The sequence below is a fragment of the Butyrivibrio sp. genome, from assembly GCF_024699075.1.
The window spans coordinates 1-12,838 of record NZ_JAILQF010000448.1 but is presented as its reverse complement, the minus strand read 5'-3'; the positions used below and the strand labels follow the sequence as shown (position 1 = coordinate 12,838).

The following is a 12,838-nucleotide window of genomic DNA, read 5'->3' as shown; positions in this document are numbered from 1 at the left end:
GCCTGGCGGGAGTTTTGGGAGATTATATGATGTCAGTTAAAAGGTGATACATAGTTTTGGGGATTATATAATGTAAGTTAAAAGCTGATACATATTTTGGGGATTATATATAATGTCACTTACAGGTTGATATTATGTTTTATATGGAGGATTTATATTGAAAAGTATAAAGTTATTATGGGATAAATTGAAGAATCTTAAAAGGAAAGATGTCTGTTACATTATTGCCATCTTTCTTCTGATACTTACAATAGTCCCAATTTTTATTGCATCAGGATATGCTGTACTTTCTGCAGATGACTTTTCAGCAATGAAGAGCATTAGAGAAGCAGAAGGTGGGATTCTTCTTTTTAAGATCATAAATACAGTAAGAAGGCTTTATTTTCAGTGGTCGGCAGGTTATGGCGGTATTATCATTGAATACACTATTGCCTGGTTTATTATGAAGAATAGGGCTGTTGTTGGGATAAGCCTTATTGTATCGTTTATAATATTGCTTTTGTCTCTAAGGTTATTCATTAAGTGCTTTATGGAGTACTTTAAGATCGAGTCAGGTGAGAGACATATTATGTTCTGGGCATATGTATGTATTCTGGTACCATTCCTTGGATATAATTCATACCCCGAAGTTATGTACTGGTTTGTTGGTAACCTTTCTTATGACCTTTCTATAAGCTTAAATCTTCTTGTCATTTCAAGCATGATGATAATTGATAAGAAAGGTAAGAAGTGGATGTATATTCCTGCAGTACTTCTTGCACTCCTTATGGGAGGAATGTCTATTCAGTCAGGTCTTCCTGCATGCTTTTTCATGCTGATACTTAACCTTGATCAGATAAGGCGCCATAAGAAGATTGTGCCTGCATATGCAATCCCTTCTATCATGGCTGTTATTGGATATGCGATACATGTATTTGCACCTGGTAATTTTGTAAGGCATGATTCGCTTGATTCTACAGGACTTCATCCGTTTGCAGCACTTCGCTCAAGTATATATACTGCAGCAGATGAGCTTACGGCAGCATTTAAGAATCCATATCTTTTGATAGGACTTATAATCATGCTTTTCCTTGGCATTAAATCTGCCAAAGAGATTAAGATTAATGGATATAAGTTTACATTTACACTTGTTATATCCTTTATGATGATGGTCGCTACCTGTTTTACAGTTCTTCTTGGATATAGCGCATCAGGTATCGAGGCTCTTCCTGTCAGATGTATGTTTGTATTTGACTTTGTGACGTATACGTGCCTTGTGGTATGTGCATTTGCCTGCGGCGTTTATATTAAGAGATGGAGCGGCCTTTCAGTATCTCCTGATCTTAAAGTTGTTACTGCAGCTGTTATTGTGATAATAGCCTTTACTAATGCTGGTACTATGTTCCAGGATGCTTCCTGGAAGAACATGTTGTCCGATATTGCTCATGGACAGATAAGTGACTATAATAAATCAGTTAATGAGATTCTTGATACTATCGAGAATTCCGAAGAAGCAGATGTTGTAATAGATACACTTCCTGAGTGTCCGGATACATTCAACCCCTTCTTCATAACAAGCGACCCATATGACTGGTACAACACAGCTGTAGCAGATTATTATGGTAAGAATTCCGTTAAGACGGATCACTAAAAGAGGCGAGAAATGGCTAAGATAATGGTAATTGCCGGTGGTGACTGGCAGATAGAACTTATTAAGAAAGCAAAGGCAATGGGACATTATGTTATATGTTCCAACCTTTATGAGGTATCACCTGCATTCCCTTATGCAGATGCATGCGAGGTATGTAATGTACTGGATAAAGAAGGTAATTTAAAGATTGCTCAGAAGTATCAGCCTGATGCAGTAATATCTGATCAGAGTGATATAGCTGTTCCTACAGTTGCATATGTAAGTGAGAAAATGGGACTTCGCGGAATAGGAACAGAGAAGGCAAGACTCTTTACTGATAAAGGTATCATGAGAGAATTTGCCAGGGACAATGGCATCAACATTCCTAAGTATAAAGTTTGCAAGACTCCTGAAGATGCTTACGATATGCTTGAAGAGTTTGGACGGATCATCATTAAGCCGCTTGATTCCCAGTCAAGCCGCGGCGTATTCACAATTACTAATAAAGAAGAACTCAAGGAACACGTAGAAGAGACAATATCTTTTTCTAACAGAGAAAAGGTCTTCCTTGCAGAAGAATATATTGATGGCGATGAGTTTACAATCGACGGCCTTGTAGTTAATGGCAATCACTATCCGCTTTGCATATCCGTTAAGGAGATGTACAAGCAGAATATGAATATATCCAAGACTCAGACTTATACCTATTCAAGTCCTAACCACGATTATGATCTTCTTAGAAAGACCAACCGTGACCTTATAATGAAAGCAGGACTTCCATTTGGTCTTACCCATTCTGAGTACAGAAGTCATAATGGTAAGTATTATCTGATTGAAGCTGGAGCAAGAGGCGGCGGAAGTAACTTATCAGGTAAAATTGTTCCATTTATGAGCGGTATTGATAACTATGAGTATTATATTAAGAGTGTTCTTGGAGAACCTGTAGATGAAGAGCCTTTAAAGAATCTCCACCTTCCTGAAAAGAAGGCAGTTATCATGAGATTCTTCGACTTTGGCGAAGGGACAGTTAAGAGCGTTGAAGGCAAAGACTTCCTCCTTGCATCCAAGAATCTTATAGATTACCAGCTCAACGTTAAGCCTGGTGATGAACTTAAGAATCCTCGCTATGGAAGACTTCGTCCAGGTCACTTCATTATTGGTAATGAAGATTATGCTTCTCTTAAAGAGGAAGCAAAGGAGATTCTTGAGAAGGTTAAGGTTAATTTTGAATAAAACCTTTCAGTTTTACTCAGAAACGGAGAGTATATATGAAGCTTTTAGATACAACAATCAGAGATGGCAGCTATGCAGTTGATTTCAAATTCTCCTGCAGTGATGTTAAAATGTGTGCCCGCGCAGTTGAGAGACTTGGCATTCCATATTTTGAGATAGGTCATGGCAGAGGCCTTGGCGCAAGTAATGCTGAGAACGGCTTTTCGCTTAATACTGATGAAGAGTACATGAATACTGCAAGAGAGAATCTTAAGAATACTAAATTCGGATTCTTCTGTATTCCTGGCGTTGCTTCATTTGAAGATATAGACCTTCTTGCAGCAAACGGCGGTTCTTTTGTCAGAATCGGTGACAATGCAGATCAGATAGAGGACACCATCCCTTATATCGAGAGAGCTAAGAAGAATGGTCTTATGGTTACAGTCAATTACATGAAGACTTATATCATAGATCCTGAAGAGTTTGCTTCTAAGTCTGTCATTTTGGAAAAAGCAGGCGCTGACTGCGTATACGTTGTAGACTCCGCAGGATGTATGCTTGAAGCTGATGTACTTGCATATAAGAAAGCGTTAAGAGAAAAGAGCGATATAGCAATAGGCTATCATGGTCACAACAATATAGGTCTTGCAGTAAGTAACTCACTTGCCTGCGCTAAGGATGGCTTTGATATTATAGACACTTCCTTCCAGGGACTTGGAAGAAGCATAGGTAATACTGCAACAGAGATGTTCGTAATGTCAGCTCTTCGTGAAGGTATTGATGTTGGAACCGATATAGATATTCCAAGACTTCTTGAGTCTGGATTTACTTTTATAAGAAATGCTACAGACAGAGCACCGCAGAATCCTTTGGATCTTATCTGCGGATATGCAGGATTCCATTCTGGATATCTCAAAGATATTTATAAATGTAGTGAAGATAAAAATGTTGATCCTCTTAGACTTATAATCGCATATGCAAATGCTAATAAGAAGTCCATGGATTATGACCTTCTTTATAAAGTTGCAGATACACTTCCTGAAGATACAGGTATTAATCCATACAGTTTCAGACAGTATTTTAAGAAGACCTATTCTGTAGATTGAATGAGGGATAAGTTATGGCAGACGAGAAGACTTATGGAGGTTTTCTTCCGTTTGAGCTTGGAAGAGGCCAGGAATATTACAAATATAGTGATGATCAGATCCAGTACTATAATAGTGGCAAGACTGCGGTTCATTACTGCCTTATGCAGCTTAAACCTCAAAGACTTTTCGTTCCTAGGTATTACTGTCCTTCAACTAAGGGGGCTATTGAGAAGGCAGCAGCTGAGATTGGTGCTGAGGTTCTCTATTATCATGTAAGTAGAGACTTATCTGTAGATATTCCTGGAATGAAGGATGATAGTGATAAAACTGAATTCGATATGTGTTATGTCAGAACGCCTGATACAGTAGACTTTGCTACTGATGATGTAAATCTTTCAGACAGTGATGCAGTCCTTTTGGTTAACTACTTTGGAGTTAGAAGACCTGATATTAATTCATGGATGAAAACAGGTGCAAAGCTTATCATAGATAATTGCCAGGCCTTTTATTCAGAGCCTGTTATGGCAGATAATGTACTTAATTTCTATTCCTTCAAGAAGGATTTTGGCACACCTGATGGAGCCTTCGTTATAGGCTCTCACGTTGAAGACTATCACCTTGATATAGAGGATGGCCTGTCAAAGTGCGACTATCTCTTAGGTAGCCTCGTAGAAGGTACTAACAAGTGGTATAAGCGTAAGAAAGAAGTCGATGAAGAGATAGCTTCTTATAAGCTTCAGGCGTCCACAATAACCAGGATGATGATAAAGGCTATTGATTATGAAGGCGTTAAAAGTATAAGAGTAGCTAACTTTAAGCTTTATGAAGAAGCTCTTGGAGCTGATAATCTTATAAAGTGTGATGAAGATTCCGTTCCTTATCTGTATCCTCTTAATCTTGGAATTGATATTAGGAAAGCTCTAATTGAGAAAATGATATTTATACCAACCCTCTGGGCAGATACTCTTGAAGATAAGTTCGAAGGTTCAGATGAATATTTGCTTTCAAAGAATACCCTTTTCATGCCAATAGATCAAAGGTATGACGAAAAAGATATAAAGTATATAATTGATATTGTGAATAGTATTATCAAAAGCAAAATATGATATAAATGTTATAGATTTTATGGGAGATTAGCTAAATGAAGGATATTGCTGTCATTGGTACAGGAGACTTTGCTTCAATTGTATATCAGATACTTAAAAAGCAGGATAGAAACATAGTATGCTTCTGTGTTGATGATGAATATCTTTCAGATGATAATAAATCTTTTTGGGATATTCCTGTAATAGGAAGATCAGAAATGATAATAAAATATACTCCTGATAAAGTAGAACTTGTAGCTGGATTTATCGGTAATCCTATGTTTGATATAAGACAGAAGAAGTGCGATAAGTATAAGGCGCTTGGATATTCTTTTGCCAACGCTATTGACACAGATACTTCCTACGCGGCAGAGATCGGTGAAGGCAATATCATAATGCAGAATGTGTCGCTTGGCTTTGACGTACATATAGGTAATGGCAATATCATATGGCCTGGCGTAGTATTCCCTCACAATAACCACATTGGAGATTATAATAATATTGCTCCGACAGCGTCTCTGTCAGGCTATGCCTGTGTTGGAAGTCACTGCTATATAGGCAATAATTCTATTATCAAGAACAGGGTTACTGTAAGCGATTATACATTTGTAGGAGCAGGTGCCTATATAAGACATGATACGCAGTCCGGCAAGACTATAGTTCCGCCAAGATCCTATGAACTGGACAGACCTGATACAAGGCTGTAAAGTAATATAACACACATTTAATTAAGTGATTTGGGAGAATATATTTTGAGAAAAGTATCCTTTGTAATACCATGTTATAACTGCGAGAAGACAATAGATGCAGTAACAACTGAGATAAGTCAGTTTGCTGCAGGTAATGATATAGATGCTGAGATCATCCTTGTTGATGATGGCTCAGCTGATGCGACCTGGAAGACGCTGCAGGGGCTTTGTGATAAGAATCCTTGCATTAAAGCAGCCTCTTTTTCCAAGAACTTTGGTCAGGCATCTGCAATACTTGCAGGTCTTTCTATGGTTTCAGGTGATTATGTATTCTGTATGGATGATGATGGCCAGGCTCCTGTTGAGGAGATATCTCACTTTCTTGATAAGATTGATGAAGGCTACGACGTAGTATTTGCTAAGTACAATAAGGTTAAGCAGAATTTCTTCCGTAACTTTACATCAAGAATCAATGCCTGGATGGCAAGAGTCCTTACAGAGAAGCCAAAGGGTGTTGAGACTGCAAGCTTTTTCTGTATGAGAGCCTATGTAGCTGAGAATATGGTAAAGTATGACAGACCATATCCTTATATCAGTGGTCTTATATTCCGTATTACCCACAATGCCACAAACCTTCCGGCAGAGCAGCGTAAGAGAAAAGAAGGAAGAAGCGGCTATACATTCAAAAAGCTCCTTGGACTTTGGTTCAACGGCTTTACATCCTTCTCAATTCTGCCGCTTAGATTTGCTACAGCAATGGGATTTTTCTTTGCAGCATTCGGAATTATATTTGCAATCGTTACTATAGTAAGAAAACTTGTCAATCCAGCTATTCAGGCTGGTTACAGTTCTACCATCGCTTTCCTTGCTTTCCTTGGTGGAATTATACTTTTCTGCATTGGAGAGATGGGCGAATATATCGGAAGAGAGTACATGTGTACCAGCCGTAAGCCTCAGTATATTGTACGTATGAAGGCCGGCTTTGATGAAAATGACAATAAGAAGAAAAGTGATTAATATATGACAGAATCAAAAAAAGGTTTAAAAAAAGATTTTCTATGGAATCTTATAGCTGAAGGAATAAGCGCAGGTCAGTCTGCGCTTATTCTTGTTTTTATATCAGCAGGTATGAGCATATCTGATGCGGGAGTTTTTTCCATAGGTTATGCTATATCTACGATTGCCTGCGTAATAGGAATGTACGGTGTTCGTAACTTTCAGGTTACGGATGTAAGCGGAAGATACAGATTTAAGTCTTATCTGTTTGCGAGATTTATAACGGTATTTACAAGTCTCCTTGTAGTCTTTGTATATCTTGGCTTTCAGCTTGGTACATCAAATTATGTTATAGAAAAGGCTATAGCAGTAATACTTATATGCATCTGGAAACTTGATAGTGTATTCGAAGACGTAGTATATGGAATGTATCAGCAAAGAGGGTATCTTGCACTTGGCGCAAGAACTTATGCCATAAGGCTCATATCTTCGACTATGCTGTTCTGTATTCTTACTCTTACAGGTCTTAAACTTATACCGATCCTTGTGATTGTATGCATATTCAGTTATATTGCTACCTTTGTAAGCTTTAAGCTAACATATCCTTATGTTAGAAACGAAAGTAATGAAGATATTAGTAGTAAAGATATTAGCAATAAGAACATTAGTGATAAAGATACAAGAACCGTTATAAGCAAAACCGATAATATTCAGACAAGTTTAAGTCTAATGGATGGCATTAAGCAGATATTGTGGCAGTGCTTCCCACTTGCTTTAAGCGGAGCTCTTGGTAACTATATAGGTAATGCTCCAAAGTATTCAATTGACTGGTTTATGGATGACAGTGCCCAAGCTATATTTGGATATATACTTATGCCATCTTTTGTCATACTTATACTTAGTAACTCTGTATACAGACCCATACTGCCAAGTCTCAGTCAGTTATATGTAAGTGGTGATGGCAAGGCTTTTGGTAAGAGACTTTGTAAACAGCTTCTTATGGTAGGAGCCATGGCACTTGTGATTCTTGCAGGAGGATTCCTTTTTGGAATTCCGGTTCTGTCTATTTTATATAGCACAGATCTTACTCCTTATAAGTCAGAATTTATGCTTCTTCTTGTAGGAGGAATAGGCTATGCTCTTGCAAGCTTTGCTTCAGCTATTCTAACTGTTATGAGGAAGCAGAAGACTATAGCTGTATGTTATATAATCTGTGCTATTGCCTGTCTTAGTAGTAGTAAATTCCTTATTGATCTTGCAGGATTTACAGGCGCAGTAATTCAGTATGATATATGCAATATAGTACTGGCTGTTATGCTTTTTACGGTTGTTACTTATTTTGTGAAATACCCGTCAGCTAACGATAATGGCCACGCTTAAAGTACAGTATAGGATACTTTAACAGTATGATTACGAATCACAAAGATAGTCAATAAAAGTAAAGAGCGATAAAAAATATAGAATAAAATAATAAAAAAAGGTGCTGTCATATTTAAATGATCTGATGATCAAATAATCGACAGCACCTTAGTTGTGTAGTATTAAGTTATTATAAATGATTAAATTTCTGTGTATCCAAGTATTGACATAAGTCTTAAGAATCCACAATAACCATATTCATCAAGAAGAGTACTAAGGTCATAGCCAGCAGGTATTGTGACTTTAATCTGTTTGCCATCATAAGCAAAGACTACATTTATGTCAATGTCAGAACGAGCAGAAAGTGCTTCTATCATTCCGGCATCAAGGCAAGCAACTCTGTCAGTTACAATGTTAAATGCACCGTTAGCAGGTACAGAAGCCACACTAGAAATGATTGAATTCTTGTACTGTTGAGGTGTGATATTAGCCATGTTATAGCTAACAGTCTGAGCTGGCTTATTGCCACTTATTGCAGTTACAAAAGCTGATGCATCAGCATCTCCGGAATTAGTAGCTGTTACTATTGCACCTGCTGGAACCTGATTAGGATCTTCATATGGGCGAATTTCTGTAGGCTCGTTTTCAACAACATAAGAAGTTGTTCCATCTGCATTGCTGACTGGTTTAAGTGTGGCCTTTACGTAAATTCCACCTTTGGAATTTTTTAGAGTGAGAGTGAAGGTTCCGTCATTATTGTTTACTACAGAGACATTATCACCACCACTAATTGTGTATCCATCAGGAAGAGTAGCTGCAACTGTAAAAGCTTCATTTATATTTACAGTGTTAAGCACACTACTACCATTAGTATACTGAGTTATATTATCACCACTAATGGTTATTCCATAATCGGTTGATTGTTTAATTATGTAATTAATTGCGGATTTTACAGCATTGTATGTTTGATTAGATTCGCTTCTGCCTGATTCTGTGTTAGTATCGATAGCCGAATTACTAACAGATATAGGGAAATCTGAATCAATTTCATAAACTATTATTGTAGGTGTTGCTTCGAGGAAGTCTTCAGAATCTTGATAAGAATATACTCCTTCAGCTGAAGAATTATTATCATGCACTTGAATTCCCACATTGCCTGTTATTGTACCAGTAACAATTATCTGTCCGTCATTAGTATAATCTGAATTTCCAATATTTATTTCTACGCCATTATTTACTGAGTATATATCTCCATTTACAGTAATATTATTTTCTCCACTGCTGTAAATGCCGTGATCAACTTGAGATGTTCCAACAATAGTTTGACCTTGTTGATCATAAATATCTGTTTGCAGACCATGTGAAGTAACATTTCCATTAACGGTTATTGTATTGGAGCCAGTGCTATCAGTTGTACTACTTGCTGTAATACCTGTACTGCCTCCAACGACGTTTCCATTTATAGTGACTTCACTATTATTTTTTGCAGTAACGCCTTCAGCTGTTCCTGATACATTTCCTTTAACAGTAACAGTTGAATTATCAGCATCAATTGCGGTCTGTTCAGCTCCATTAGTTCCAGCAGTAATATTGCCATTAACAGTAACAGTTGAAGAATTATCAGCATCAATTGCTGGACTTGCGGTAGGATGAACTGCATTGGTGTTGTCGGTATAGGAATTGTTAGTTCCTGAAGTGGTTACATCTCCTTCAACAGTAACGTTAGCGCCTTTGTCAGCATCGACAGCAGATGATCCGTCTGTAACAGTAATGTTTCCGACTTCGACAGTTTGCCCCTCAGCTGTAACTGTTGAAGTGGTATCCTCTGCAGCAAAAGATGTGATACATGGTGCGAGTAGCATTGAAAAAGCGGTTGATGTTGCGGTTAGATTGATTAGAAATTTTTTTGACATAATTACTTATTTCCTCCTTGAAGTAAATAAAAATATGAAAAACTTTATATTTTGTAATTGTACTACCTTTTTATGATAAATCAATAATTAATTTTTGTAATTCGAATTATTTTTTGGAGTTAAATAATAGAGTTATATCTGAGAAAGCAATAAAAAAGGCTGTTGCAAAAGCAACAGCCTACGTATTTATTTTCTATAGTTTTCAATAATCTTAGTAACTGCGTGGATTACATCATCCACGTCTTTGTCAGTAAGTCTAGGATAGAGCGGTATACTCATTATTCCTTTGTAGACTTTCTCTGCCTTAGGGCAAAGTCCTTCTTTATAACCAAGGCTCTTATAATATGGGAACCAGTAAACAGGTACATAGTGAACCTGGCACTGAATGTTCTCAGCACTCATTGCATCGAAGAACTGACGGCGAGTACAGTTAAGCTTATCAAGATCTAGCTGGATAATATAAAGGTGTCTTGATGTATCTGACTTAGGTGTATTCTTCTGGACTATTATTTCAGGTATATTCTTGAATGCTTCATCATACTTTGCAACAATTTCTTTTCTTCTTGCTACGAAAGAATCTATCTTCCTGAGCTGACTGCAAAGAAGAGCTGCCTGTATGTCTGTCATTCGATAGTTAAATCCAAGTAACTGCTGTTCGTAGTACCAGACTCCTTCATGAGGTCCTTCAAGCATTTTGCTCTCATCATGCTCCATTCCGTGCGAACGAAGAAGAAGAAGCTTCTCATAATACTCTTTATTGTCAGTGAGGATAGCACCACCTTCGCCGCAGGTAACTGTTTTAACAGGATGGAATGAGAAACATGTCATGTCTGCAATAGAACCGACCTTCTTACCATCATAGCTTGATCCTATTGAATGTGCAGCATCTTCTATAAATACAAGACCATGTTTATTACAGATCTCTCTTATGCGGTCAGCTTCTACAACCTGTCCTGTAAAGTCTACAGCTACAACTGCTTTAGTATTGGGAGTGATATGAGCTTCTATAGAGTCAGGATCTATGTTGTAGGTATCAGGATTGATATCTGCAAATACAGGCTTTCCTCCGCAGTAAAGTGCACAGTTGGCACTTGCCATAAATGTAAGGGGAGTTGTTATGAGTTCATCTCCCTTGCTAATTCCTGCAGCAGATGCTGCGAGATGAAGAGCTGCAGTACAGTTAGATACTACTACTGCATATTTTGCTCCAGTATATTCACAGAGCATTTTTTCAGCTTCATCAACCTTAGGACCGCAGGTAATGTAATCGCTAAGAAGAGTCTTTTTGACTTCTTCTGCATCTTCTTCTGTAACCCATTGACGTCCATAATAGAGTTTTTCAGGACGGACTGGACTTCCGCCTTCTATTGCTAACTTTTCCATTGATATATAAATCCTTTCAAGATATAGAGTTTATTATTAGTGGTATTATTTTTCACTGTCAAGCTTGTAGTCATCAATATCGTAGGCAATTTCGATTTCAGTATCATCCAAACCAAGTTGCTTATTGATCATGTGTGCAACCACAGCTGCAAAGGTATTTCTTCCTGCACGGGTTAGATGTATACCATCATCTTGCATATATTCGCTAAAAGTCTGATCATTTATGTTCATATATGCATCTCCAAATGCATCAAATGAAATGCAATCATAAAGAGAACTTTGCTGGACACATCCTGCGCAGTAGTCCATGTATTTTCCAAAAGTATTGGAATATACATGGCCACTTCCAAGAGAAGAGCCATCTTCTGCATAGAACATGGAATATACAGGGCTGCATAGTACGATTTTGGCATTAGGACTAGCCTGGACTAGAAGACCAAGTCCTGTTGCTATGGCATTAGTATAGCAGGTTGTATCAGAAGTCTTTACATCATTAGAGAGGTCTTTGACCTGAAGGAAATCATTGATTCCATATTCTACAACATAGAAATCTACATCTGCTGGATCAAATATAAAGGCTTCACTTTTTGCATCCGGGAAATTGTTAAAGAAAGTATCATCCATTTCTCCATTAAGGAACTTAGCTACATTCACAAAGTTCATTCCGGTATCATTGTCGGTTCCAAGAGCTGTAGTAGCTGTAACTCCTGTGCAGCCAAGGTTTATAACATTGGCTTTAGTTCCAAGAAGTGATTCTACATAATCGGCAATAGAGGTATTGCCACTTCTACCAAGATCGAACTGATCATCTCCAAGGAATACTACTGTTGGAATAGACGAATCATAATTTGTAGCAGATTCTGTGGAAGATTCTGAAGAAGCACTGGAGGTTGAAGCTAAAGTTGATGCATCAGAAGAGGAAACAGATTCAGAACTCGCAGCGCTGGATGCATTTGAAGAAGCGTCACTACCAGAAGTACTTTCAGATGCATCAGTAGTTGGAGCGTCTGTAGGCGTTATAGTGCCTGTTGTATCGTTCTTAAGGGTTGTATCGGCGCTGCATCCTACTATCATAGATGCTATTGTTAATATAGGAACAAGTGCCTTTAATTTCTTTTTCATATTCACGTCCTTTTCTCAATTGAATATATTACTGGTTTGTGTGACTTTTCTAAAGTTTATGCTTTTAAGATAGACTTTTAGTATAGATATTATGTTTATCAGATTATATAATATGTGGCGAAACTTAAAACCACCTGTAAGCAAAATATCTTCATTATTATAGTTTTTATTGCTGGTGTCTGCAAATTGCAAATATCGTATAATGTTGCTATAATATTCTGTGTTTTTGCCTTCAGATATTTATAAGGTAAGATTTCACGAAAATAATTATAATTAATTCCTGCGAAGACTAAGGAGAAATTTATATGTTAAACAACAAAACAATTCTTGTAACTGGTGGTACAGGATCATTTGGTCATCACTTTGTTGATTATGTTCTGGC

10 protein-coding genes are annotated in these 12,838 nt (G+C 37.4%); 7 read left to right on the top strand and 3 right to left on the bottom strand.

The features are described from left to right. The first annotated feature begins 157 nt into the window (after window positions 1–157). From K6G87_RS17570 to K6G87_RS17540, 7 genes are read left to right on the top strand one after another with little or no spacing between them, the layout of a single operon-like run. Window positions 158–1,630 (top strand): DUF6056 family protein, encoded by a 1,473-nt coding sequence (locus K6G87_RS17570; protein WP_296840177.1) that lies wholly within the window; start codon window positions 158–160, stop codon window positions 1,628–1,630. Window positions 1,631–1,642: 12 nt separating this feature from the next. After that, the gene (locus K6G87_RS17565; RefSeq protein WP_296840175.1) at window positions 1,643–2,842 is read left to right on the top strand and encodes an ATP-grasp domain-containing protein; all 1,200 of its coding nucleotides are present in this window, start codon (window positions 1,643–1,645) and stop codon (window positions 2,840–2,842) included. Window positions 2,843–2,877: 35 nt separating this feature from the next. Continuing rightward, entirely contained in the window at window positions 2,878–3,927 is a 1,050-nt protein-coding gene (locus tag K6G87_RS17560; protein WP_296840172.1) for a hypothetical protein, read from the top strand. Between the two features lie 14 nt (window positions 3,928–3,941). Beyond that, window positions 3,942–5,015: a hypothetical protein gene (locus K6G87_RS17555; protein WP_296840170.1), complete on the top strand. Its 1,074-nt coding sequence runs from the start codon at window positions 3,942–3,944 to the stop codon at window positions 5,013–5,015. Between the two features lie 35 nt (window positions 5,016–5,050). Further along, the gene (locus K6G87_RS17550; RefSeq protein WP_296840168.1) at window positions 5,051–5,701 is read left to right on the top strand and encodes a PglD-related sugar-binding protein; all 651 of its coding nucleotides are present in this window, start codon (window positions 5,051–5,053) and stop codon (window positions 5,699–5,701) included. Between the two features lie 45 nt (window positions 5,702–5,746). Next, window positions 5,747–6,700, top strand: a complete 954-nt coding sequence (locus K6G87_RS17545; protein ID WP_296840166.1) for a glycosyltransferase family 2 protein — start codon at window positions 5,747–5,749, stop codon at window positions 6,698–6,700. Between the two features lie 3 nt (window positions 6,701–6,703). Further along, window positions 6,704–8,059, top strand: coding sequence for a lipopolysaccharide biosynthesis protein (locus tag K6G87_RS17540; RefSeq protein WP_296840165.1), 1,356 nt, complete (start codon window positions 6,704–6,706; stop codon window positions 8,057–8,059). Between the two features lie 179 nt (window positions 8,060–8,238). Here K6G87_RS17540 and K6G87_RS17535 read toward each other — a convergent pair whose 3' ends face one another. From K6G87_RS17535 to K6G87_RS17525, 3 genes are all read right to left on the bottom strand, one after another. Beyond that, window positions 8,239–9,951 (bottom strand): hypothetical protein, encoded by a 1,713-nt coding sequence (locus K6G87_RS17535; protein WP_296840163.1) that lies wholly within the window; start codon window positions 9,949–9,951, stop codon window positions 8,239–8,241. Between the two features lie 186 nt (window positions 9,952–10,137). Beyond that, window positions 10,138–11,334: a UDP-4-amino-4,6-dideoxy-N-acetyl-beta-L-altrosamine transaminase gene (gene pseC, locus K6G87_RS17530; RefSeq protein ID WP_296840161.1), complete on the bottom strand. Its 1,197-nt coding sequence runs from the start codon at window positions 11,332–11,334 to the stop codon at window positions 10,138–10,140. A 45-nt stretch (window positions 11,335–11,379) separates the two neighbouring features. Continuing rightward, window positions 11,380–12,456, bottom strand: coding sequence for an SGNH/GDSL hydrolase family protein (locus K6G87_RS17525; RefSeq protein WP_296840159.1), 1,077 nt, complete (start codon window positions 12,454–12,456; stop codon window positions 11,380–11,382). Window positions 12,457–12,838 lie beyond the last annotated feature (382 nt).